The 24688-nt window shown below is 62.8% G+C and carries 19 protein-coding genes; 8 read left to right on the top strand and 11 right to left on the bottom strand.

Annotation, left to right across the window (positions count from 1 at the left end; all coding sequences use genetic code 11):
* Positions 1 to 3: 3 nt before the first annotated feature.
* Both ACTU46_RS13905 and ACTU46_RS13900 read right to left on the bottom strand, forming a co-directional pair.
* Positions 4 to 1035, bottom strand: a complete 1032-nt coding sequence (locus ACTU46_RS13905) for a glycosyltransferase family 4 protein (protein ID WP_443382767.1) — start codon at positions 1033 to 1035, stop codon at positions 4 to 6.
* A complete protein-coding gene (locus tag ACTU46_RS13900; protein WP_443382764.1) occupies positions 1035 to 2411 on the bottom strand; it encodes a sugar transferase in 1377 nt (458 codons plus the stop codon). Before ACTU46_RS13900 ends, ACTU46_RS13905 begins: the two co-directional genes overlap by 1 nt.
* Before the next feature lie 957 nt (positions 2412 to 3368).
* Between ACTU46_RS13900 and ACTU46_RS13895 the strand changes: the two genes are divergently transcribed.
* From ACTU46_RS13895 to ACTU46_RS13885, 3 genes are all read left to right on the top strand, one after another.
* The gene (locus ACTU46_RS13895) at positions 3369 to 4496 is read left to right on the top strand and encodes a glycosyltransferase family 4 protein (protein WP_443382761.1); all 1128 of its coding nucleotides are present in this window, start codon (positions 3369 to 3371) and stop codon (positions 4494 to 4496) included.
* On the top strand, positions 4489 to 5706 hold the full coding sequence (locus tag ACTU46_RS13890; RefSeq protein ID WP_443382758.1) for a cellulase family glycosylhydrolase: 1218 nt from the start codon (positions 4489 to 4491) through the stop codon (positions 5704 to 5706). Before ACTU46_RS13895 ends, ACTU46_RS13890 begins: the two co-directional genes overlap by 8 nt.
* Positions 5707 to 6291: 585 nt before the next feature.
* A complete protein-coding gene (locus ACTU46_RS13885) occupies positions 6292 to 7380 on the top strand; it encodes a cellulase family glycosylhydrolase (RefSeq protein WP_443382755.1) in 1089 nt (362 codons plus the stop codon).
* Between the two features lie 376 nt (positions 7381 to 7756).
* On the opposite strand, the gene ACTU46_RS13880 is transcribed toward ACTU46_RS13885, so the two are convergent.
* From ACTU46_RS13880 to trmB, 5 genes are all read right to left on the bottom strand, one after another.
* Entirely contained in the window at positions 7757 to 8134 is a 378-nt protein-coding gene (locus ACTU46_RS13880; protein ID WP_443382752.1) for a DUF3054 domain-containing protein, read from the bottom strand.
* The gene (locus tag ACTU46_RS13875; protein ID WP_443382749.1) at positions 8131 to 9285 is read right to left on the bottom strand and encodes a lysylphosphatidylglycerol synthase transmembrane domain-containing protein; all 1155 of its coding nucleotides are present in this window, start codon (positions 9283 to 9285) and stop codon (positions 8131 to 8133) included. The genes ACTU46_RS13880 and ACTU46_RS13875 overlap by 4 nt, the downstream gene beginning before the upstream one ends.
* Positions 9285 to 11789, bottom strand: coding sequence for an MMPL family transporter (locus tag ACTU46_RS13870; RefSeq protein WP_443382746.1), 2505 nt, complete (start codon positions 11787 to 11789; stop codon positions 9285 to 9287). The genes ACTU46_RS13875 and ACTU46_RS13870 overlap by 1 nt, the downstream gene beginning before the upstream one ends.
* 11 nt (positions 11790 to 11800) lie before the next feature.
* Entirely contained in the window at positions 11801 to 12478 is a 678-nt protein-coding gene (locus ACTU46_RS13865; protein ID WP_443382744.1) for an NYN domain-containing protein, read from the bottom strand.
* 144 nt (positions 12479 to 12622) lie between these two features.
* A complete protein-coding gene (gene trmB / locus ACTU46_RS13860) occupies positions 12623 to 13387 on the bottom strand; it encodes a tRNA (guanosine(46)-N7)-methyltransferase TrmB (RefSeq protein ID WP_443382741.1) in 765 nt (254 codons plus the stop codon).
* A gap of 113 nt (positions 13388 to 13500) precedes the next feature.
* Between trmB and ACTU46_RS13855 the strand changes: the two genes are divergently transcribed.
* The 3 genes from ACTU46_RS13855 to ACTU46_RS13845 all read left to right on the top strand — a co-directional run bounded on the left by ACTU46_RS13855 (position 13501) and on the right by ACTU46_RS13845 (position 17103).
* Entirely contained in the window at positions 13501 to 14697 is a 1197-nt protein-coding gene (locus ACTU46_RS13855; RefSeq protein ID WP_443382738.1) for a hypothetical protein, read from the top strand.
* On the top strand, positions 14580 to 15155 hold the full coding sequence (locus ACTU46_RS13850; RefSeq protein ID WP_443382735.1) for a DUF6802 family protein: 576 nt from the start codon (positions 14580 to 14582) through the stop codon (positions 15153 to 15155). Before ACTU46_RS13855 ends, ACTU46_RS13850 begins: the two co-directional genes overlap by 118 nt.
* Before the next feature lie 118 nt (positions 15156 to 15273).
* Positions 15274 to 17103: a phosphoenolpyruvate carboxykinase (GTP) gene (locus ACTU46_RS13845; protein ID WP_443382732.1), complete on the top strand. Its 1830-nt coding sequence runs from the start codon at positions 15274 to 15276 to the stop codon at positions 17101 to 17103.
* 348 nt (positions 17104 to 17451) lie between these two features.
* Here the strand turns inward: ACTU46_RS13845 and ACTU46_RS13840 are convergent, their stop codons facing one another.
* A complete protein-coding gene (locus ACTU46_RS13840; protein WP_443382729.1) occupies positions 17452 to 18336 on the bottom strand; it encodes a hypothetical protein in 885 nt (294 codons plus the stop codon).
* Between the two features lie 603 nt (positions 18337 to 18939).
* Here ACTU46_RS13840 and ACTU46_RS13835 point away from each other — a divergent pair.
* Positions 18940 to 20457 carry an MFS transporter gene (locus tag ACTU46_RS13835; RefSeq protein ID WP_443382726.1) on the top strand — a complete coding sequence of 506 codons (1518 nt, stop codon included), beginning with the start codon at positions 18940 to 18942 and terminating at the stop codon, positions 20455 to 20457.
* Positions 20458 to 20480: 23 nt separating this feature from the next.
* Here ACTU46_RS13835 and sucD read toward each other — a convergent pair whose 3' ends face one another.
* The 3 genes from sucD to ACTU46_RS13820 form a co-directional block, all read right to left on the bottom strand.
* A complete protein-coding gene (sucD, locus tag ACTU46_RS13830) occupies positions 20481 to 21365 on the bottom strand; it encodes a succinate--CoA ligase subunit alpha (RefSeq protein WP_443382723.1) in 885 nt (294 codons plus the stop codon).
* Entirely contained in the window at positions 21346 to 22533 is a 1188-nt protein-coding gene (gene sucC / locus ACTU46_RS13825; protein ID WP_443382720.1) for an ADP-forming succinate--CoA ligase subunit beta, read from the bottom strand. The genes sucD and sucC overlap by 20 nt, the downstream gene beginning before the upstream one ends.
* A 104-nt stretch (positions 22534 to 22637) precedes the next feature.
* On the bottom strand, positions 22638 to 23417 hold the full coding sequence (locus ACTU46_RS13820; protein WP_443382717.1) for a class I SAM-dependent methyltransferase: 780 nt from the start codon (positions 23415 to 23417) through the stop codon (positions 22638 to 22640).
* A gap of 76 nt (positions 23418 to 23493) precedes the next feature.
* Between ACTU46_RS13820 and ACTU46_RS13815 the strand changes: the two genes are divergently transcribed.
* Complete coding sequence (locus tag ACTU46_RS13815; RefSeq protein ID WP_443382714.1) at positions 23494 to 24603, top strand: glycosyltransferase family 4 protein; 1110 nt, start codon at positions 23494 to 23496, stop codon at positions 24601 to 24603.
* Positions 24604 to 24688 lie beyond the last annotated feature (85 nt).

The following is a 24688-nucleotide window of genomic DNA, read 5'->3' as shown; positions in this document are numbered from 1 at the left end:
CCGCTAGAGCAGGGTGGCGTAGACCTTCGCCGTGGCGGCGGCCGTGGCCACCCAGGTCAACCGGCCGAGTTGCGCGGCCGCCGCGGCCCGCACCTGCCGGCGGGCCGCAGCGTCGTTAAGCAGCGGGAGCAGTGCCGCCCGCCAGTCCGCGGGATCCAGCCCCCGGACCACCACCGCACCCGCCCCCACCGCCTCGGGGATCCCTCCCACGGCACTGGCGACGACCACCGCACCACAGGCCATGGCCTCCACCGGAGGTAACCCGAAACCCTCATAGATCGAGGCATAGGCGACCACCTCCGCCGCCCGGTACAGGGCCGGAATATCCGCGAGATCGACATAGCCGAGACCGACCGAACCCGCCGGCCGCAAGGGCCCGTCAGTACGCCCACCCGCCAGCACCAACGGAACCCCCGAACCCAACAGCGCCTGAGCCACCACATCCGGCCGCTTCCGCGGCTCCAGGGTGCCCAACTGCAACACGAAACGCGGCGGCAGCTGATACTTCGCGCGAACCTCCGCCACCGCCTCCGCCGAGGGAATCCGGGCCCAGGGCGCCGGCGCCAGGGGCGTGACCGTCGAATCGCGGCCGATCAGCTCCCGCACCCGTTCCGCCGTGAACTCCGACACCGAAATGATCGCATCCGCCCGATGCAGACTACGGCGCAATAACGCCTGCTCACCCCGGGCACGCAGCTTCGACATCGCCCAAGGGGTGTCAAACACCGACAGATCATGCACCGTGGACACCGTGGGAGAACGCTGCGCCAGTGGAAGATCCACATCAAGGCTGTGGAAGAGCGTGGCGGACACCGGCGCCATGCCCTGCAAAGCGCGCCGGGCTCCGGCGGTGACCGGACGAGATAACGGTGCGACGCCCGGGGCGAGTTCATTCACGGCATCGGCCTGGACCACCGCCGCGAGGTCGGGCAGCCCCTCGATCCGGGCGAGCTCCCGGATCAGCTCGCGCTGGTAGGTCTGCACCCCGCTACCGTGGGGTCGCAGCGCCAGCGCACCGAGGACGAGGTTGTTCATTATCCGCCGCTCCCAGCGAGGACCGCCCAGACCGTGAGGATGATGATCTTGAGATCCAGCCAGGGGGACCAGTTCTCGATGTAGTAGTTGTCGTAGAGGACCCGCTCCCGGATGCTGGTATCGCCGCGCAGACCGTTGATGGCCGCCCAGCCGGTCAGCCCGACCGGAACCCGATGGCGGGCATGATAACCCGGAATCTCCATCCCGAACTTGTCCACGAAGTAGGGACGCTCGGGGCGCGGACCCACCAGGGTCATATCACCCCGCAAGACGTTGTAGACCTGAGGCAGCTCATCCAGGGAGTACTTCCGGAGGAAGGCACCCAGCCGCTTGAGCCGGTTATCGCCGGCGATATTCCACTGGGCATCCGACTCACCTGGATCCACCGGAGTCAGGGTGCGGAATTTCAGGAGCTCGAAGGGACGATCGTCGAGGCCGATGCGGGTCTGCCGGAAGAGAACCGGGGCACCTGGGGTGTCACGTTTGATCAGCAGCACCAGGAGCAGCAGCAGCGGAGAGAGCACCAACAAGGTGAAACCACTGACCACAATGTCGAAGGGACGTTTGCAGAACCAGGTGAGGGAACGGTGGGCCGCCCGGGATACATGGCGCAGCGGGAGCGCCCCGATCATCTCCGTGAAGTTGTCCCGGTCGTGATATTCGGGCAGGCGGGGGATGATGTAGAGCTCCGCATCCTCACGGATACAAGAGCGCAGAATCCGCAGCAGCCGCTCATCGTCATAGTGGCAGAAGGCGATGATCACGGTGCTGGCCTGATGATCACGGATCAGCGCCGGCAGATCGCCGCCAAAAGTCTGCAGGGCAACACCGGGGATGGCGGGGCCGGGCTCCAACTCATTGTCAAGCATGGCCACGGGACGCAGCCCATAAGCGGGTGAGTCCGCAAGATCCTGGCAGAGCTCCCTGGCCAGGGGGCCAGACCCGAGGATGAGGGCGCGGCTCAGCACCTCAGGGTGCCTGGTGCGGTGGATCCGCAGCGCCACCGACACAACGATCTTCGAGCCGACCAGAGCCGAGGCGATAGCCAGGGCGAAGATCGCCGAGTCACGTGGTGGCATCTCCGGGTTCAACAGGGAGGAAATGATGAAAGGGGAGATGGTGCCGACCAGGAGCAGTCGGGGAAGGTCATCGAGCACCGAGATGCAGAGTCGGAAACGATAGAGCTGGGGAACCGCCACCATCACCAAGATGATGGCCAGCGCAGTGAGGAAGGGGGGCATCTGAGCAAAAGCCAGGCAGACCGCCAGGACGGTGGCAGCATCAGCGAATCTCTGCAGTCGATCGGTGAGCCTTCTGCCGATGAGTGCTTGCCATCTACCCGTTGTGCGGACCTCAGCGAAAGAATTGTTGATCATGATCTGTCGTGCTGAGGCGCCGGGATTACCGGAAACCATAACTAGTCGACCTACCTTTGCCGATTAAAGACTGAGGGAGGGCCGGATGTGTCGGTACCGACCATGGCGGTACTGACCGTGGCGGTACTGACCGTGGCGGTACTCCGAAAACTCAAACCGGTGGACACCGGGGACCTCCTATGTTGAAGACCTCTGTTGGAATGATCCAGAGTGAGAAGTGGAACCACCGACGAGACCTGGGGGAGATCGGACCGGAAAGGTGGATACGCCAGGGTCTTCCAATTGTCGTGAGCTGTGACTGCCTTATTTCGATGGTGTCGGAAGAAGACAGAAACTGCGGCTAGTTTCCAATTACTTGGTCTAGCTGTTTTTCATCTCGAGCCAATTTTAAGCCTTAAACAGTATGAATTAATAGCTTATTAGCCACATTGACAAATAAGTAATATCGTTCAATTGAAAATGAATACCAATCTTTATAAGAGATGGCCATAATGCATTTGACTTCATGCATAAAAAATTAATTAAGTTACCGAAGGGATTTTGGCGGGGGTGGCCTTTTTGCTATGGCCCCTAAAACATGGGGCTCACCTGGGGTTTAAGGAATTAACAAGAGTAACTTTGCCCCCCGTTAAGGTGCCGTTATTCTAGGGGCCCCTAGAATTAGGGCCTCTAGTTCATCCGCAGTTAATCTTATTCATGTTGAAAACTATTTCAGTTTAGCTAGGAAATTCATCTAAAATTCTCAGTGGCGACGGACGTTATAGTGGGTAATTGTATTGTGAATACAGTTTACCCACACAATGTAGTGCCCCTCGTTTATGGGGGTTATTCTAAGGATGGTCAATTGCCCAGAAACGGCAACTTCCTGTCTCGTGCGCCTTTTTGCGCCAGAATGATGTTCAGGAAGAAAATCAGGATGAAGCAGTGTGATCGAAACTGAGAAAAGGGAGGTCCTCGATGCACCTGATTGCGGTGAATGCCGGCGCAGATGTCTCCGGCGCAGAAAGAGTGCTCGTGGATCTTCTCCGCCATGCGGTCTCGCAGGGAGACCGCGTCACGCTGGTCTGCCCTGAAGGTGCCCTCCCTGATCTGCTCAGCGGTCAGGTTGAGCATGTTCCGGTGGCGTTGAACCGACTGGGGCGGGCGAAAGGACTCCGGCGGTGGGGGGAAATCCTCCAGCTCCCACTCACCTGGTGGCGCGTCGGGCGGAAGCTCCGGAGGCTGAGTGCCGGGGCGGATGCCCTGATCTCCAACTCAACCTTCGCCCTACCTGCCATCGGTATGGCCTACCCCGGACGGTCTCTGAGGAGGCGTTCCGCTCCCTGGGTTTCCTGGCTGGTGCATGACACCATCCAGTCGGGAAAGCAGCGCATGGTGCTTCGGCTGGGGGCACCTGCCCTCGATGTGGCGGTCGCGGTGTCAGAGGTCACGGCAGCTTCGGTGCGACCGATGCTGGGAAAAGTCGGGGGACAGTCCGGGGGGAAAGTGGTGGTCCGGCCCAATGGAGTGGTGGTGCCGGCACAGCTGACCGGAACGACGCGGGCCAGGAAGGGCGCGCCGGTGGTGGGCATCCTGGCGGTGCTGACCTCCTGGAAGGGGCAGGATGTCCTGCTCGAGGCGGTGGCGAGACTGCCCGAAGTTTCCCTGGAGATCGCCGGCACCGTCTTCCCCGGCTCGGAGGACTTTGAAGCACAATTACGCTCCCGGGCGGCGGCACCGGACCTGGCTGGTCGGGTGAGGTTCCTCGGACAGGTTGACCGGGCCGAGGTGTTCCCCCGGTGGGATCTGCTGATCTCCGCCTCCACCGCCCCGGAGGCCGGCCCCCTCGGCGTCCTCGAGGCGATGGCTGCCGGGGTGCCCGTGATCGCCACCGATCACGGCGGCGCGGCAGAATACCTTCGCGATGGTGCCGGAACGCTGGTGGCCCCCGGCGATGCCGTGGCCCTGGCTGAAGCAATCCGGGAACTACTCGCGGATCCTAACCGGGTCCGCGAGCAGCGGGCGAAGGCGCGGTCGGTGATTCTGGAGCGGCATGACCTGCGCGATACGCTTCCCAAAATGCTGGCGGCGTTAACTCATGGCTGAGCCGGATTCGCGCCCCGTCGGAGATTCCGATCCGGCAGATTTGAGCAGGCACCGCCGGAACTGGGACGACGGTGGACAGGGGGACAGTAGCGGGCGCGAGGGGCAGGAACTCCCCGGCCGAAACTGGTTCGGGTGGTGTGTCGCGGTGCTGGCGGTGCTGGTGTCGATTGCTCTGGTGTGTGTGATTCTCAGTCTCAGCCGCAGGTCCGGTGAGGAGGTGGAAGTGGTGATGCCCGAGGTGTCCGCCGGGGGCTGCTCAGAACTGGGTATGGCCGGCCCGGCACAGTGGGACTGGATGGGTGAAGATGAATTTCAGGTCATGGTCGGGGAGCAGGTCACCCTGGGCGCGAAGTGGATCAGGATCTCGGCGAGCTGGCATGAGATCGAGCGGCAGCAGGGATCTTATTATTGGGATCAGCTCGACCAGCGGGTCAACGCCGCGGTCGATGCCGGGCTGACCCCGCTGCTGTTGCTCCACACCCTGCCGGACTGGGTTGAGGGTTTCGGGGTGGTGGATAGTGGGGCAGCACAGCACTACGGGGAATTCGCCGGGGCGGTGGCGCAACACTATGGCGATCGGGTGACTGCCTATGAGATCTGGAATGAGCCCAATATCGAGCGATTCTGGCCGAATCCAGATCCGGTGGCCTATGCGGAGTGGTTGGCGGTGGCATCGCAGAATATCGAGGCCGTGGACCCCGGGGCGGAGATTATTGCGGGCGGTCTGGCCCCCGCCTCGAATGTCGAGGGTATCTCCTACTCCGGATACACCTTTTTGGAGAGGCTCTATGAGCTCGAGGCGCTGAACTATGTCACCGCAGTGGCGGTGCACCCCTATTCCTATCCGGAACGGCCCTCCGGCATGGCGAGGTGGAACACCTTCCGGCAGCTGGGGCAGATCAAGGAGCTGCTCCGGGAAAATGGTGATGGTGGGAAGAAGATCTGGCTGACCGAATATGGTGCGCCCACCTCAGGGGAAGGTGGAGTCGGGGAGCGGGAGCAGGCGACGATGGTGAGCGAGGCGTTGCGCTTGGCCTGGATTGACCCGACGTTGGGGCCGATCTTCATCTACACGATGTATGACCTTGATTTCGGTGAGGACGACCGGGAATCACATTTTGGCCTGATGTATGGCCCCGGTGATCCGAAGGTGGCCTTCACCGCACTCCGGGAGGTGGCGGTTGAATGCGGTGCGGGGGCTGCAGGCTGACCGGTTGTGCTGTCCGGCAGGCGTCGAGGGTGGCGGGGGCGGGATGATGCCCAGGCGCTATCTGGGGGTTGACGTTTAGGTCTCGAGGATCGGCCAGATTGTATCTCTAGGAGGGTCATTGGGTCGATCCTCGAGACCTACCCTTCATGCCGGGGATCCCCGGGGGGAGTGGCCTCATCCGCCGGAGCGGTTTCCCGGGCTGGCGGCTCGATCTCCGCTCCACTTCCGCGCAGCTTGTGCTCAACCGCCACTATTTCCGCTATTTCGGTACGTGATTATCCTCACGTGAGCTGCCCCACCACCAGTTTCCATTTCATGTTCACTCAGAAATGATTTGCCGGGGAAGCCTTTGGCTGGTTGGGTTTAGGGGGCGGTTCGGGGGTAAGGCATGCTTTGCAGGCCTGTTGTTAATGCGTGTTATTCAAGACTTAACTGAGTTTCTGCTGTTGCGAAACTAACAAATGAAAATACATATCCAAGCAGCTCAGAGCGTATTTTTTAAGTGATCAGCACCATATGGGGGTTTGGGCTGGCCGGGTTTAGTATTGCCTGGAAACTCTTAACACGTGAAAGGTATTATATAACGTGAACAGCTTAACCCTCGCAGGGGCATCCTTCCTGATGGCCGCCGCCACCATGTTCGGCGCCATGAGTTCCACCTCCGGCAATACCGGTGTGGGCGATCCCGACAATGGGTACGGCGGTGGCCAGGAGGCCAACCCGGCGACCTGTCAGTCGGTGGGGGTGGCTGCTCCCGCGAACTGGGAGGACATGTCTGATGCGGAGTTCCGCAGCATGATCGATGAGCAGGTGTCCATGGGTTCCCAGTGGGTCCGGCTCGGTGTGATCTGGAAGGACATCGAATACCAGGATGGCCAGTACTGGTGGGATGGTCTGGATTCGCGCATGGACGCCGTCACTGACGCCGGCCTGAAGCCGCTGCTGCTCATCCACCAGTACCCGGATTGGGTTAATGGTTTCGGTGTGATCGGCAGCGGTGCCGCCGGGCACTACGCGGACTTCGTCGAGGTGGTGGCCGAGCGCTACGGCGACCGCGCTGATGCCTATGAGATCTGGAATGAGCCCAACCTCGAGCGCTTCTGGCCGAACCCGAACCCGGATGCTTTCGGTGAGTTGCTGGCCGCCGCTGGCCCGCGCATCCAGGCAGCTGATCCGGGGGCAGAGGTCATCTCCGGCGGCCTGGCGCCGGCCACCGATGATCCCGGCTACTCGATCTCCGGCAAGACCTTCATGAACCGCCTCTACGATATCGGTGCGAACCAGCACGTCACTTCCATCGGCATGCACCCCTACTCCTTTCCGGAGCGCCCCTCAGGTGATTCCGATTGGAACAGCTTTAACCAGCTGCACCGCCTCCAGGACCTGATGGAATCGCATGGCGACGGCAACAAGGAAATCTGGTTGACCGAGTATGGCGCGCCCACCGCCGGTGACCGCGGCGTCGGCGAGAAGGAGCAGGCTGCCATGGTGACCGAGGCTGTGGAGATCGCCGCCGAAGAGTCGAATCTGGGCCCGGTGTTCCTGTACACCATGTATGACATCGATCTCGGGGCCAATGACATGGAATCCCACTTCGGTCTGATGAAGGGCCCCGGCCAGCCGAAGCAGGCTTATCACGCGTTGCAGGATCTGACCGGTAGCTGCGCTGTCTAGGTGCTCGGCTGCTGGTCGACGCCGCGGTGTCCCCCGGGGTGGGGCCAGCGCGGCCAGGCTCTGCCGAAGCTCTATTAACCTCCTCTAAGTGCAGGTCAAGCCCACAATTATGTTTCGTGGACCTGTAATGAATGAGGGGGTCGGGGTCGATACACTCAGCAGAAGCCCGATTGAACCCATTGGAAGGAAACGCGCATGTTGAGCATTGCCCTGGATCTGAGCACCGAGATCATCAACTGGATCGTCATGATCGGCAACCAGATCGCCCACAGCTTCAGTAGCTAAGAGCCACATTCTGAAGGCACCGGCCCCTCCGCGCGATCTGTGCGGAGGGGCCGGTGTTTTTAGTGTGGGGTGACATTGGTACAGCGGGCGGTTAGCGCGGCTGCTTCTTTGTCCCCAGCTTGGCCAGGCCACGCCAGGCGAACATCAGGATGCCGGACATGAGGGTGGCCACCATGATGAAGGACCAGTGCGGGATATCGCCGTTGCGGATGGTCCAGATCACCAGGCCGACGACCACGGTGATGATCCAGGCACTCACCCCTGCGGGTATCAGCCGGCGACCCTCCCATTTCAGGGCGAGGATCAGGACCCAGCTCAGCACCACGCCGATGAGGAAGGGCCAGAGGGTGGAGAGCCAGCCGCCGAAGTTCAGCGGCATATCTTCACTCTGGTGTGCCATCCGGGCAAAGAGCGCGAAGAGGGCGATGGCCAGGATATCCAGGCCGAATGAGGTGGCGGGTTTGTTCACTTTTTCTCCTTCGAAGGCTGCTGTTCTGAGTCTAACGCTGCTTCTCGACGCTCCCGCGAGGCCGGCTCGGCTTCCTCTTCCGGCTCCGAATCTTCCTGCTCGGCCTCGGTGCCCCGGGCGCTGAAACCGCGGCGCACGAAGTAGGCGAAGTAGATGATCCAGCCGGACACGGCCATCAGCAGCAGGGTGATCAGGCGGTAGATGATCACCACAGCGGTAGCATCGATGACGGTCATGCCGGTGGCCACCAGGGTGGCGATCAGGGCCGCCTCCACCGGTCCGAGCCCGCCCGGGGTGGCCTGCACGGAGCCGGCGATCTTTGCGGTGACATAGGCGAGTAGCACCCCGACCACGGTGGTGTTATCGGCTTCGGGAGCCAGCACGGGAACGCTGCCGGTCACCGCCCACACACAGGCCCAGAGGGTGGCGACATCGAAGAGCCGGTTCAACAGGGACCAGATCGAGATGACCCCGAACTGTCCGAGTGAGAGCGTGACGCTATCCAGTTGCTTGATATGCCGCAGCACGGAACGGACACCGGCCTGCGGATCGCGGCGCAGCAACTTATTCACCCTGGGGAGAAAATCCTGGATGAAGGTGCCTATCCGGTGGGGATGCTGGGCTGCCCAATAGACCAGCCCGGCCAGCAGAATCATCCCGGCGAGGGTCAGACTCAATGACCACAGGCTGATATCCGCCCCGAGGAAAAACACCCCGGCGATTCCCAGGATGACCAGCCACATGGTGGACAATGCGGAGGACAACACGAAGAACCAGGAGCAGAGGATCACACTCGCACCCCATTGGCGCTGCACCTGGAAGCTGAGCACCGCAGCGAAAGCTGGTCCGCCGGGGAAGGTCACGGACCAGGCATTCGAGGCATGGGTCAGGGCGTTGGCGTCGATCCGACTGATATAGGTGCCGCCGGCGCGCAGCAGCAGGTGCATGACCTCGGACATCGCGAAGAAGGACACCATGATCATCAGGATCGCGGCGATGATGCCCGCCGGGTGGGCATCCTGGAGCGCTGAAAACCCCGCCCCGATGAAGTGCAGGCGGTCGCGGAAGAGGAAAGCCACCGCCACCAGGATGCCCAGCGGCACGAGCCACTGCACCCAGCGGTTGCCGATCACCCTCCGCAGTTGCCGCACTATTTCTCGATCTCTCCGCGCTTCAGTCGTTCCAACTCCAGCCGGTGCATCAGCTCGGCGAAGGGCACCGACTGCGCCGGCTGGCGGCGACGTCGGCCCTGGTAGTTCGACTCCTCCATGATCTCAGCCTCGTAGATGACCTCTTCCGGCTGCTTATCGACGCCGCGATCCGCCGGCTCGAGATCAGGTTCAGGATCGGGTTCCGGTTCCGGTTCCGGCACGGCGCGCAGCGGCGCGCGTTCCGGCTCCGGCTCTGGTTCCGCGCGCAGCGGCGCGCGCTTGGGCTCAGGCTGCGGTGTAGCCGCGGCCTCGGACGCAGCGGCCCCGACCAGGGCAGGCTCGGGCGTGGAGGCGGCGTCGTCAAGCGAGAGGCCGGCGGGCTCAGCACCGTGGCCGAGCTTCGCGTAGGCCTTTTTGACGAAGCCGGGCGCCCACCAGTTATCGTCCTGGAGCAGGTGCATGACCGCCGGGACGAGCAGCATGCGGATGACGGTGGCATCGAGGAAGAGTGCCGCGATCATGCCGAAGGCGATGTATTTCATCATCACGATCTCGGAGAAACCGAAGGCACCGGCCACCACAATCATGATCAGGGCGGCGGCGGTGATGATTGAGCCGGTGTGCGCCGTGCCGGTGCGGATCGCATCGTCGGTGGAGGCACCCTTGTCTCTGGCTTCGACCATCCGGGAGACCAGGAAAACCTCATAGTCGGTCGAGAGTCCGTAGACGATGGCGATGATCAGCACCAGAACGGGGCTCATCAGGGGGCCGGGGGAGAAGTTGAACAGGGAGGCGCCGACACCGTCGACAAACATCAGCGTCAGGATGCCCAAGGTGGCGCCCAGGCCCAGCACCGACATGATCACGGCCTTGGCCGGCAGAATCACCGAGCCGAAGACCAGTGCCATGAGGATGAAGGTGGCCACCACCATGTACAGCGCCATCCAGGGGAGCTTGTCAAAGAGCGCCTCGATGGACTCGACCTCCATGGCCGGGGTGCCGCCGATGAAGACCTCCACGCCCGCCGGGGCCTCGATCTGCCGTAGCTGATCAATGACATCGGCGTTCAGCTCGCGGTCGGTGATCCCCGCGGAGAGCACGGTAGTGCCGTCCTGGGTGGCGGTCGAGGGGGCGAACCGGGCGGTCAGGCCCTCGACCAGGTTGGCCTGTTGGTACACCTGTACCAATTGGTCGTTCGTGGCACCCGTGACCACCAGCTTGATGGGCTCGGTACGGAACTGCGGGAAGTTCTCATTGAACTGTTCCTGCGCCACCCGGGTCTCATTATTCGGCGGCAGGTAGGTCTCATTGATGCCGCCGAGCTTGATGCCGATGATCGGGAAAGTCAGGCCGATGAGTGCCAGCGCGATAGCGGCGGTGACCAGCTTGGCGTGTTTCATGGCCCAGGCCGGGACCTTGTACCAGATGGTGTCCTCGAGCTTGCGGGCGTTGCGCGGGGTACGGCGCACCGACCACTTGTCGATGTTCTTTCCCAGCATGCCGAAGATCGCCGGCAGCACCGTGATCGAGAGCAGGGCCGCCAGCGCCACCGCGGAGATCGCACCAAAGGCCACCGACTTGAGGAAGGCCTGCGGGAAGATCAACAGACTCGAGAGCGCCACCGCGACCATCGCCGCGGAGAAGACCACGGTGGAGCCGGCGGTAGCGGTGGTGACCACCACCGCCGATCTGACATCGCGGCCCTTGTCCAACTCCTCCCGGAAGCGGGAGACCATGAACAAGCCGTAGTCGATCGCCAGGCCCAGGCCCAGCAGGGTGACCACGGACTGCGAGAAGACGTTGATCTGGGAGACCCCGGCGATCAGCGAGAGGATGCCGAGTGAGCCGAGGATCGAGAGCACACCGACGAGCAGTGGCATGGCAGCCGCCACCAGTGAGCCGAAGACGAAGAGCAGCAGGATGGCGACCAGCGGCAGGGCGATGACCTCGGCGCGGAGGATATCGGCGGACATGCCGTCATCGAGGGCATCGGCCACCGAGGTAGCGCCGGCGACCGTGGTGGTCACCCCGGCCGGTGGATCACCGATCAGCTGGTCCTCCACCGCCCGGAAATCCTTCAGGGTCTGCTCACCATCGCCGACCAGCCCGATCGCGGCGAAGGCGGTACGGCCGTCCGCGGTGATCAGCTGGGCGTTGCGGGTATCAAAGTAGCTGGTGACATGGGCGATCTGATCCGGGTTCGCCGCCTTGAGCTCATTGAGGTGGGCGGCGAGCTCGGCGAAGATCGCCGGATCATTGAGGGTCATGCCCTCCGGCGCCTCGAACTGCAGGATCACATCGCCGCTGTCATCTCGGCCGAAGGTATCCAACTCGATGGTGGCGGCGATGGTGGAATCCGCGCCCGGATCTTCCCAGCCCTCCTGACTCATCCGCTCGCCCAGCTTCAGCCCGAAGGCAAGATAGACCGCCAGGATGGCGACGATGATGACCCAGGGCACCACCTTGCGGTGCCGGTAGGCAAATTCTCCCCATTTCTCGAACAAGACCGGCTCCTCTAGTGGTGGCGGTTCTGCAGAAGCGCAGACAGCGGACGGAAAGGCTGCAGCCAGGCACCCTCATCCGGCAGCGAGTCCAGGCTGATGCGCGGCAAGGGCTCACGGAAGACACCGGGGATGTCCTCCAGGTCAATAAATTCGATCGAATCCGCGGACACCGCCCAGGAGGCATGCTCGTGGAAACCGATGACGGTGACCTGCAGCCCCTCCTCTGCGAGTTCCTCCAGGATCTCACGGAAGTTCTGGCCGTCCGCACTGGCCACGACCACACCCTGCAGCACACCCTCAGCGTGACGGCGGCGGATATGCGCGAGCATGTCCGGATCGACGTCGGTGTCCTCCTCCAGCTTCGGCTTGGCGAAGACCGCGAAACCAACGTTGCGCAGTGCCTCGACCCAGGGGCGGATCACATCGGCGCCGCCGGGGGCGACATTGGTGAACACCGTGGCCTCGGGTTCAATGGTGGCGCCGGTGACGCGGGAAAGACTCGCGGACTCACCGAGCAACCAGCGGCCGATGGCATCAAACCGCGGGCGGTAGGCGGCGGTGGGACGGCCACCCAGAATTGCGCCGAGGCCCATATCCAGGTTCGGGGCATCCCAGACCAACAGCAGGTTCTGTGGGCCGGCGGTGGAACCCACCGAATAATGATGGGTGGTTTCGTGGAGATCGCTCATGAGTTGCGGACTTTCTGAAATATGAAATATGCGGGGAACCAGGCGAATCCGCCGGACTCCGGAACCTTTTTAAGGGGACCTACATGCCATGGTCCCAGAAAAGAGAGTGGACCGGCGCCTCTGCAGAGGTGCCGGTCCAGATATTTAGTCACTGGTGCGACGCCACAGGAATTCTGTGATGGTGTGGTCCAGGTTCAGGCCGCGTCCCTCGAACTTGGTGATGATCTGGCGATCGGTCAGTTGCGGGCACTCCGCCCAGGGCCAACCCATGTACTCCAACTGCGGTTCGACATGGACCAGTTCCTGGATCCACTCGGCGTATTCCGCGTGGTCAGTGGCCACGTGCAGCACCCCGCCCGGCTTCAGACGGGAGGCGATCAGGTTCAGGGTGCCGGACTGGATGATGCGGCGCTTGTGGTGGCGGGCCTTGGGCCAGGGGTCCGGGAAGAAGATGCGGACACCGTCCAGGGAGGCTTCCGGGAACATCCGGTTGAGCACCTCGACGCCATCGCCCCGGACCATGCGGACATTCTCGATGCCGCCCCGGACCACCGCGCCGAGCAGCTTGGCCAGGCCGGGGCGGTAGATCTCCACGGCGATGACATTATTGTCGGCCTCGACCGGTGCCATGGCGGCGGTGGAGGTGCCGGTGCCGGAACCGATCTCGAGGATGGTCCGGGAGCCCTCCCGGCCGAACCAGGCCGGGACGTCGATAAGTTCATCGGCGAGCTCACGACCCAGAATCGGCCAGTTGGCCTCCCAGGTGGCTTCCTGGTTCTCGGTCAGCGTGCCGCGGCGGAAGCCCACGGAGCCCATGCGCGGGTAGTCGAGCTCATCATTGAACGTGGACTGGATCGGGCGGCCGGTATTCCGGGCCTCGTTGTTATCGGGGATATCGGTGCTATTCATATCACCGCCATTCTTCCCTGTACATGCGAAGACTTCAATTTTCTTTTGAGATCTGTTGCAGGGCGCGCCCCGTTGGGTGAAGATGAACACGTCGAGGGAAGAGGGGGACTTCCATGGCGCCGGTTCCGGCGATCTTTGTGGCCACCGTCGATTGGGCGCAGGCCAGGCCTTTCGGATGCGTGGTGGGGCAGGCCATGCGCGATATCCTCGCGGAGCTGACCGGTCCGCCGCGGGTGGCCGCCTGCACGCTTGCTGCGGTGGTCCCGATGGAGATTCCCGGGGTGGTGGCGGTGCCGGCGCCGTGGCCGGTCGCCCAGCCAGGGGTCGACGTCTGCTTCCTGGTGCATCCCGGTGAACTCCCCGCACGGGTGCAATCACGCATGGCCAGCGGCCCGGTGGTGTTCATCCATACCCGGTCACCGGCCGAGATATCCCCGGATCTGATTGACCCCGAGCTGCTTATCGACGCCCGCGCCACAGCGCTGGCCGGGGAACTCGAGGCACTGGCGCTGCGACACCCCGGGCTGGCCGCCGAATTGCGGTCGCTGGCGCTGCTGCGGCCCCCGGCTCCCGTCGAGCGCCGGAGGCGGGTGGCGGTGATCGGGCCGGATCCAGCCGCCTGTGCGCAGCTGCGCACCGCGCTCGGCGACTTCAGGGTGGTGGATTCCGCCGATGTGGATGCTGTGGTGGCGGTGGCACCGGACACCGGTTGGAGCCTGACAGATGTACCGACGCTGCTCGATGCTCAGGAACGGGGCCGCCGGCTACTGAGCACCGCACCGCTGCCCGCTGGTTCCCCACCGGCAGTGGTCGCGCGTTCCGTGGCGGAGGTCCCAGCGCTGTTGGCGCGGCTCCTTGACCAGCCTGCCGTGGTGGTGGCCCCGGAGCTGGCGCGGGGCCAGGTGCAGCGGGCGCTGGGAATCCTGCGCCAGCGGGAGATAAAATACTTCCAATATGAGTTAAGTGAGTGCACGCAAACTTCGCAGCTGGTGGATATGGCCGAGCGGTGGGAACTGGGCCCACTACCCGCCCGGGGAGTGCGCCCGCTGGTGGAGGTGCTGATGTTCGCGGGACTATCCGTCGCGGCGATTGCTCGATTGGCGTGGCCACTCTCGCCGGCGCTGGCTATTCTGGCAGGAACACTGGCAGCAGGGATGGTCGCGGTGCTGCGCTGGCGCTCGGGGGAGCGGCAATGGGTGCGGGGGTTGGCGGCCGAACTGCGCCGCCGCTGGGACGAACCGGATATAACCAGTGGTCATGGTGGCAGCCCGAGCGGGTGGATGAAGCAGCAACTATCTCTGGCCGAATGAATTTGCATGATTCACATATTTTAGGGGTGGCGATAATGATGTGGTGGCTTGGTTTGCACGGTCTTCCTGAGGTATCGGAAGGTGTCGGGGGTATGGAATCTGGGGCGGAAATTCTTCACCTTCGGATCGGGGATCGGGAGTGGGAACTGGCGGCGCTGGGGGAGTCCGCCACCCTCGCCGACGCCAATGGGATGACCATTTATGCAGATATTGACGGTGATGGGGAGGTTGACCACATCTCAACAGTCCACGCAGACGGCACTTTTGAGGTCTGGTCCAGCGACCCGCATCTGGCCGCCTGGGGATTGCTCACCGAGAGGGGGTCGGGGGCTGCAATTGTGCCTGTTGGAGGGTTCGGTAACTGGGGACTCCCAGAATCAGGTACCCCCGAAATGGGTGTCCGGGAGGGCGGTGTAGATCACGTTAGGGGGGAGTGGCAATGTGTGGACCGGGGGTAAACCTGCTGGTAATGACATTAGCTAGGTACATCTCACCTATGAACGTTCCCCAAATTCCGGCTCAGTGGATAGTCTATGAGGTGAGAACTCTGCCGAGGACCCCAATCAGGAGATGACGATGACCACTGCGATCAAGGGACTGGAAGCCCCCGCGCCTACCGAGAACGAAGAACTGCTGAAGTGGATTGCTGAAGCAGTTGAGCTCTTCGAGCCGGAATCTGTGGTCTTTGTCGATGGCTCCCAGGGGGAGTGGGATCGCATGGCTGCAGAGCTCGTTGAGGCGGGAACTCTGATTAAGCTGAACGAGGAAAAGCGCCCTAATAGCTACCTCGCCCGTTCCAACCCCGCCGACGTCGCCCGTGTCGAGTCGCGGACCTTTATCTGCTCTGAGACTGAGGAGGGCGCCGGCCCGACCAACAACTGGGCACCGCCGGCCGCCATGAAGGAAGAGATGCGCACCCATTACAAGGGTGCGATGCGGGGCCGCGTCATGTACGTGGTTCCCTTCTGCATGGGCCCGATCAGCGACCCGGACCCCAAGCTCGGTGTCCAGCTGACGGACTCCGCTTATGTCGTCATGTCCATGCGCATCATGACCCGGATGGGTTCCGAAGCCCTGGACAAGCTGGGTACTGGCGGATCCTTCGTCAAGTGCCTCCACTCCGTCGGCGCTCCGCTGGAGCCCGGCGAGGAGGACGTCGCCTGGCCGTGCAACGACACCAAGTACATCACCCAGTTCCCGGAGACCAAGGAAATCTGGTCCTACGGTTCGGGTTACGGCGGAAACGCCATCCTCGCCAAGAAGTGCTACGCCCTGCGTATCGCCTCCGTCATGGCACGGGAAGAAGGCTGGATGGCTGAGCACATGCTCATCCTGAAGCTGATCAACCCGGAGGGCAAGGCCTACCACATCGCAGCGGCATTCCCCTCTGCCTGCGGTAAGACCAACCTCGCCATGATCACCCCGACCATCCCGGGCTGGACTGCCCAGGTCGTCGGCGATGACATCGCATGGCTGAAAATCCGTGAAGATGGCCAGCTCTACGCCGTCAACCCGGAGAACGGCTTCTTCGGTGTCGCACCGGGCACCAACTACGCCTCCAACCCGATCGCCATGCAGACCATGGAACCGGGTAGCACCCTGTTCACCAACGTCGCACTGACCGACGACGGTGACATCTGGTGGGAAGGCCTCGAGGGCGAGCACCAGCACCTCATCGACTGGAAGGGCAACGACTGGACCCCGGACTCCGATGAGAAGGCCGCTCACCCGAACTCCCGCTACTGCGTCAGCATCGAGCAGTCCCCGGCAGCCGCCCCGGAGTTCAACGACTGGAAGGGCGTCAAGGTCGACGCCATCCTCTTCGGTGGACGTCGCCCCGACACCGTGCCGCTGGTCACCCAGACCTACGACTGGGAACACGGCACCATGGTCGGCTCCCTGCTGGCATCCGGCCAGACCGCAGCATCCGCTGAAGCCACCGTCGGTGCCCTGCGCCACGACCCGATGGCCATGCTGCCCTTCATCGGCTACAACGCCGGCGAATACCTGCAGAACTGGATCGACATGGGCAACAAGGGTGGCGACAAGATGCCCCCGATCTTCCTGGTCAACTGGTTCCGTCGTGGCGAAGACGGCCGCTTCCTGTGGCCCGGTTTCGGCGACAACTCGCGCGTCCTGAAGTGGGTTGTCGACCGCATCGAAGGCCGCGTCGGCGCCGATGCCACCGTCGTCGGTAACACCGCACGCGCCGAGGACCTCGACCTCGACGGCCTGGACACCCCGATCGAAGACATCAAGGAAGCACTCTCCGCCCCGGCAGAGCAGTGGGCCCGCGACGTCGACGACAACGCCGAGTACCTCACCTTCCTCGGCCCCAAGGTCCCCGCCGAGATCCACACCCAGTTCGAGGCACTGAAGAAGCGCATCCACGACGCGCAGAAGTAGTTCTTCTAGTTTTGGTGGCTCTGGTGGCTTGACCCCTGTTTCCCGGTTATATATCGGGGAGCAGGGGTTTTGCTGTTGGGTTCTGGTGGGTTGGGCCTGGCCTGCCTGGTTGGCCTGGTTGGTTGTTTAGGGCTGCTGACCTGGCCTGGTTGGTTGGTTAGGGCTGCTGACCTGGCCTGGCTGGTTGTTTAGGGCTGCTGACCTGGGGTTTGACGTTTAGGTCTCAAGGATCGACCAGATTGCATCCCTGGGGAGGTCATTGGGCTGATTCTCGAGACCTACCCTTCATCCCGGGGTTTCTGACCAAGGGGCCGAGAGGCCAACGGGCCGAGGAGCCAGCCTCCGCAGTCAGCGCCGTAGTGATCCATACTTGGCTCGGCCCCAGGCCAAACCGGCTGATCTCCACTGGTTCTCCGGGAATGGTTCGCTGTGGCGCTTTCCCCATTCCAGTGCTTCCCAGAGATCGTCTAGCCAGGAACCATCCAGGAATGTCGACCGGGTGACACGAACCAGCCTGAGCCCGGCGTTTCCCATCAGCTTGGTCCTTCGCATCTCAGCTTCCGCTGCTTCTCTGGGGCTGAGGCTGAACCTGCCCTGGTATTTGCCGTCTCCGTCATATTCCAGCACGATCCAGAACCAGGGGAAGAAGTAGTCAGCGCGTCCGATGAAGATTCCGTATCTGTCCCGGATGATGGCCTGCAGGTGGGGTGTGGGGAAGCCGGCTTCCCATAATTTCAGCCGAAGTAGCGATTCCCGGGGACTTTCTGAGGCTGGATGTGCCAGATCGAGTGCCCGGGTGGCAGCGGACGCCCCGGTTTTCCCGTCGAGGAGTGGCAGCAGTCCCCTTAGTTGCTCTTTGGATATCAGTTGATGGTGAAGTGAGTGGTCGATTGCCTGTAGCGCATCTGAAAGTGGGTGCCACCTCGCGATATCGAGGAGGGATTGGGACAGCGAAGTGGCTCTTCCTGCGTCGAATGGTGGTGCGAGCTGTTGCAGAGGTTGGTCTGGGAGGGGGTCAATTTTCCTCATCTTGAGGAGGGAATCCCGGTCGCCGAAGGTCTGTGATTCGCTGCCCATTTCTATCCACATCGGCACCTCACCGAAGGGGATCCCCCAAGCTGTTGCTGCGGCTTTGCCGACCAGGAAGTTTGAAGGTCGGGCTATTGCCGCGGCGATGCAGTAGAGATCGTAGCGGTCCCAGCGTGGCAGTTCCCGGAATTGCTGGGCCGGCACATAGATCCCTTTGCGGAGTCGGAGGAGTTCACCGCCCCGACATTTTCGTTGCAACTGTTGTTGTTCCCGCTGACTATGCGCCCCCGCGATAATCAGCATCCCCCGATGTTGATTCATGCTGACAGCTAATCAGATCAGCGAACAGGTTTCGAGCGGTAGACGCACAATGTATCGCACAATTCCCCGGAACCGCCCCGGAACCGCCCCGGAACCGCCTCGGAACCGCCTCGAAACAGCCCTGAAGCACCACAACCAAAGCGCCACCGAACCACCCCGAAAATAGGCCAGCATTCCGGGTTTTATCAAAACGTAACCTAACTCCCAGAGTCGCTGTAAGAGGGCGCAATTGGGAGCATCTTTGCTGGTATGAACCACGAATGTGATTGGAGAACGCTGGGAAGCCCACGTACGGTCGGTTGGGTCGCTGTGACTGGGGCTACATCCCGGTGTATTCCCCCGGCCCCGCAGTCTCGATAGGAAGGCAAGAAGGAAGCAGACGGAGAGTATAGATAGGGACGCCGCCTAAGGGCCTGGTCGCCAGCCACCCCATGGGGAGTGTGCGGCTGAGTGCGTCCGAAAATTCGACACGAGAGGTATCTCCTCGTGAGCCCCATCAAGAACCCGATAAAACTTAAGAAGAAGAATCAACCGCGGCTGACCGTCGATGACGTCACCGTGGTGCCCCCGGAGAAGCTCCGCCCCGCCATTAAAGGCAGCACCGTGGGAAATTTCATGGAGTGGTACGACTTCGGCATCTATGGCTATCTGACCGTCACGATGACCGCGGTGTTCACCCAGGGCCTGCCCGAGAAGTGGCAGCTGTTGGCCGTGATGTTCGGTTTTGCGGTCAGTTATCTGGTCCGCCCGCTCGGCGGCATGGTGCTTGGCCCGCTCGGCGATAAGATCGGCCGTCAAAAAGTTCTGTATTTCACCATGGCCATGATGGCCATCGCCACCGCCCTGATCGGCCTGCTGCCGACTTCTGCCAGCATTGGTGGTTGGGCTCTGATCCTGCTGTATGCGCTCAAGCTGGTGCAGGGATTTTCCACCGGTGGCGAGTACGCCGGTGCCACCACCTACGTTTCGGAGTTCGCGCCGGACCGCAAACGCGGCTACTACGGCGCTTTCCTGGATATGGGTTCCTACCTGGGATTTGCCGCCGGCGCGACCACTGTTGCCCTGACCACCTGGCTCACCACGCATTATTGGGGTGCCACTGCGATGGAGGACTTCGGCTGGCGTATCCCTTTCCTGACGGCCATTCCGCTGGGAATTGTGGCGGTTTACCTGCGTACCCGCATCCCGGAGACCCCGGCCTTCGAAAGCAATGAGGAGGCGGGGAGCAAGGAGATCGCCAAGGATCCAGATGATCCCTATGCCCGTCTGGGGCTGCTCGGTGTGGTCCGCCATCATTGGCGTCCGCTGCTGATCGGAATCGCGATTGTGGCGGCGGCGAACACCGTCGGTTATGCGCTGACCAGTTATATGCCGGTTTATCTTGAGACCCAGATCGGCATGCACTCGGTGTCGGCCGCGATGGTCACGGTCCCGGTGCTGGTGGTCATGGCGCTGTGCCTGCCGCTGGTGGGCATGTGGTCTGATCGGGTCGGCCGAAAGCCGGTCTATGCGGTGGCCGTGGGCTTCACACTCGTCGCGATGATCCCAGCCTTCATGATCATGAACACCGGCACGCTCTTGGGTGTGGTGATCGCGCTCTCGCTGGTGGCGGTGTCCACCGGCATCTATGTCGCGCTTTCCGCCTCGGCGATCCCGGCGCTGTTTCCCACCGCGTCCCGGTTCTCGGGAATGGGGATCTCCTACAACCTGGCGGTGTCTCTGTTCGGCGGCACCGCACCGCTGGTCATTCAGTTCCTGTTGCAGCAGACCGGCCTGGATATTGTTCCGGCGCTCTACATCATGGCCTTCTCCGCGATCGCCGGCGTGGCGCTGATCTTCATGCCGGAGTCCTCGAAGAAGCCGCTGCTGGGTTCCTTCCCCACGGTGGGATCCCAGGATGAGGCCTGGGAGATCGTGGCCACCCAGGACGAGAATCCTGATATCGACACCGGTCACATGCCTTTCCCGAAAACCGAGGTCCTCATGGATCCCGTCAAGGTCTAAAGATTCCGCTTATCGACGCCACGCTAAAGCCCGGCGATGATCTCCTTCATCAGGTCCGCGGTCTCGGTCGGGGTGGTGCCCACCCGCACCCCGACAGCCTCGAGGGCTGCCTTCTTGGCCCGGGCGGTGCCGACTGAGCCGGTGACGATGGCACCCGCATGGCCCATGGTCCGGCCCTCTGGGGCGGTGAAGCCGGCGACGTAGCCGACGACGGGCTTGCTCACATTGGTCTTGATGAACTCGGCGGCGCGTTCCTCGGCGTCGCCACCGATCTCTCCGATCATGATGATCGCCTTGGTGTCGGGGTCGGCCTCGAAGGCGGCGAGCGCATCGATGTGGGTGGTGCCGATGATCGGGTCGCCGCCGATGCCGATGGCGGTGGAAAAGCCGATCTCGGCGAGCTCGAACATCATCTGGTAGGTCAGCGTCCCGGACTTGGAGATCAGTCCGATGGGGCCGGTTCCGGTGATGTTCGCGGGTGTGATGCCGGCCAGTGAGACCCCGGGCGTGATGATGCCGGGGCAGTTCGGGCCGATGATGCGGGTGCCGCCCACCTGCTGTGCATGGGCCCAGGCTTCTGAGGCGTCCTTGACCGGGATGCCCTCGGTGATGATCACCAGCAGCGGAATGCGCGCATCAATGGCCTCATCGATGGCTCCCTTGGCGAAGGCCGGGGGCACGAAGATCACCGAGACATTGGCACCGGTCTGCTCCATGGCCTCGGCCACGGTGCCGAAGACTGGCAGTTCGGTGTCATTCAGGGTGATGGTCTGCCCGGCTTTGCGTGGGTTGGTGCCGCCGACGACATTGGCACCGGAGGCGAGCATGCGGGTGGCGTGCTCGGAGCCCTCGGCACCGGTGATGCCCTGGATGATGATCCGGGAGTTCTCATCGAGGAAGATCGACATGGTTTTCTCCTGTGTTGTCCTGGGAGGCCACCACCGCGAGCTCGGCGGCCTCGTCCATGCTCTGCACCACTGTCACCAGCGGGTGGTGGTAGTCGGCGAGGATGCGGCGGCCCTCCTCGACATGGTTGCCGTCGAGTCGCACGATCAGGGGTTTGGTGGCTGTCTCCCCGAGGGCGCTGAGCGCGCCGACGATGCCCCGGGCCACGACGTCGCACGCCGTGATACCCCCGAAAACATTGACCAGGACGCTCCTGACCTGCGGATCACGGAGAATGATGTCCAGGCCGGCGGCCATGCTCTCGGCTGAGGCACCACCGCCGATGTCGAGGAAGTTGGCGGGTTTCTGGCCGCCGTGGCGCTGCCCGGCATTGGCGACGACATCGAGAGTCGACATGACCAGACCCGCACCATTGCCGATGATGCCGACCGAGCCATCGAGACTCACGTAGTTGAGATCGTGCTTCTTGGCCGCCAGCTCAAGTGAGTCGAGGCTGCCCGCGGCCTCGGCGAGCGCTTCGCGGTTGACGTGGCGGAAATCGGCGTTGTCGTCGAGGGTGATCTTGGCGTCGAGCGCGATGATCTCGCCCGCCTCTGTGAGCACCAGGGGATTGACCTCGACGAGGGTGGCATCCTCATCGCGGTAGACCTCGTAGATCTTCGTCAGGACCGGGCCCGCCTGGCTGGGAAGCCCGGTGGCGACCACGATCTCGCGGGCCTTCGCGGCGTCGATACCGATGAGCGGGTCGACCTCGATGTGGACGAGCGCCTCGGGTTTCTCCTCGGCGAGGTGCTCGATATCCACCCCACCCTCGAGCGAGCACATGGCCAGATAGGAGCGCTTCGCCCGATCCAGCAGAATGGAGAAGTAGTACTCCTGGCTGATCTTCACGCCCTGGGCCACCATGACCTTTTCCACGGTGTGGCCTTTGATGTCCATGCCGAGCATGTCGGTGGCCGCAGCGAAAGCCTCATCGGGATTCTTTGCGATCTTCACGCCACCGGCTTTGCCGCGCCCACCGACCTTGACCTGCGCTTTGATGGCCGTGACACCCCCGAGCTGGGCGGCCGCCGCGCGGGCCTCCTCAGGTGTGGTGGCCACAATGCCCGGCAGCACCGGAACATCATGGGCTTCGAAGAGGTCGCGTGCCTGGTACTCAAAAAGATCCACGTTGCATCCCATCCGCAGCCTGATTCCGGTTGCGCCAAGCGCTGCGCAACACCTCTAACTGTGAACCCTATCACTCAAAATTCCTGGGCGAATGGGAAAAGCGTTCAGAATTTCCGCAGCACCAGCACCAGGTTGCTCACCATAAATTCCCGCAGGACCGGAACCTTCACCATCCACCAAGCCCAACCTGGGTGGTAGCGGGGGAACGCAGCCACCAACTCCGCGCCCGTCACAGAACGGCCCCACTCCAGGCCCTCCGCGCAGGAGACCTTGAACAAGGAGGAACCGAAGACATTCTTCGGTGGATGCCCCTGCGTACGGGTGTAGCGGTCGCGGGCGAATTCCCCACCCACATAGTGCTGCCACAGCCCGGTCTCATGCCCGCCGAAGGGCCCCAACCAGATGGTGTAGCTATAAATGACAAGACCGCCGGGCCGGGTGACGCGCAGCATTTCCTCGCCCATCCGCCAGGGCTCGGGGACATGCTCAGCGACGTTGCTGGAGTAGACCACATCGAAGGAATCATCCCGGAAGGGCAGGTCCATCCCGGATCCCCGCACTGAGGCCGAGACCTCGATTCCGGCAGCGGCCATCTCGCCGACATCGGGTTCCACCGCGGTGTAGTACACCCCGTGGTTTTCAAACTCCTGCGCGAAATAGCCGGGCCCACCGCCCACATCCAACACGGAATGCCCCGTCAGCGGCACCCCGCAGACGTCATGCCACAGCGCTGAGATCAGGGAGGCGGTGTCCACGGCCAGGCCGCCGTAGAAAATATCCGGCCGGGTTTGTTCATGCCGGAAGGAGCTCAGCAGCCCCAAGGATCGCCGCAGACTCGCCCGTCGCCGCGAATATTCCAAAGACACAACCAGCCCCCAACTCATAGCAGGATATGAACACTCCAAGACTACAAGTAGGATTCCGCGGCTGGTCAGCGGCGCCGCTAGGCTTGGCTAGGACATGAAGATCCTTTTATTGTGCTGGCGAGATTCCACCCACCCGCAGGGCGGCGGCTCTGAGCGTTACTTGGAACGGGTCGGTGAATATCTGGCCAGGCAGGGCCACGAGGTGGTTTACCGCACCGCCGGGCATACCGATGCCCCGCGCCGCAGTATACGCGCGGGGGTGCGCTATTCCCGTAGCGGCGGGAAGTTCACGGTGTACCCGAAAGCCTGGCTGGGGATCTTGGCCGGGCGCCTGGGGATTGGCACACTCGGTCGGGTTGACGTGGTCGTCGATACGCAGAACGGCGTCCCCTTCTTCGCGCGGATCTTCGCGAGCGCGCCGACAGTGCTGCTGACCCATCACTGCCACCGGGAGCAGTGGCCGGTCGCCGGTCCCACGGTAGCCAGGATCGGCTGGTTCCTGGAGAAGTCCGTGGCGCCCAAGGTCTACCGCGGTGCGCCCTATGTCACGGTCTCCGGGCCGAGCGCAGAGGAACTCGTGGACCTGAAAGTCAGGGACGGGGACATCCACATCATCCGCAACGGCATCGACCCGATCCCCGAGCATCTGCCCCGGCTCGATGATGATGGGGCAACCCACCTGGTCACGCTTTCCCGGCTGGTGCCGCACAAGCAGATCGAGGACGCGATGGATGTGATCACCGCGCTCGGGGAGAAACAGAACCTCATTCTCGACGTCATCGGCAGCGGCTGGTGGGAGGAGGAGCTGCGCGAATACGCCCGCACCACCGGAGTAGCACACCGTATCCACTTCCACGGTCAGGTCACCGAGGACTACAAACACGCGCTACTCGCCCGCGCGGAGCTGCACCTGATGCCCTCGCGCAAAGAAGGTTGGGGGCTGGCCGTGATTGAAGCGGCCCAGCACGGTGTGCCCAGCATCGGCTACCTCAGCGCCGGCGGACTCCGCGACTCCATCAAACACGGGGACACCGGACTGCTGGTGAACGACCGGGCACAGCTGATCACCGCCACCGGGCAGCTCCTGGAAGATGCTTCCCGACGCCGCGCCCTCGGTGCCGCCGCCCGCGACCTCGCCGCCAGCTACTCCTGGGAGGAGACGGGGCAGCGGTTCGAGGAACTGCTGGTTGGGCTGGGTACTTAGTCTGGTTGACCTGGCTGGGCTGCTGGGCTGGGGTACTGGGCTGGGTTGCTTAGTCTGGCTGACCTGGGGTTTGACGTTTAGGTCT

Source organism: Corynebacterium sp. A21, assembly GCF_052266655.1.
Taxonomy (GTDB): Bacteria; Actinomycetota; Actinomycetes; order Mycobacteriales; family Mycobacteriaceae; genus Corynebacterium.
This window is presented reverse-complemented; position numbering and strand designations above follow the sequence as displayed.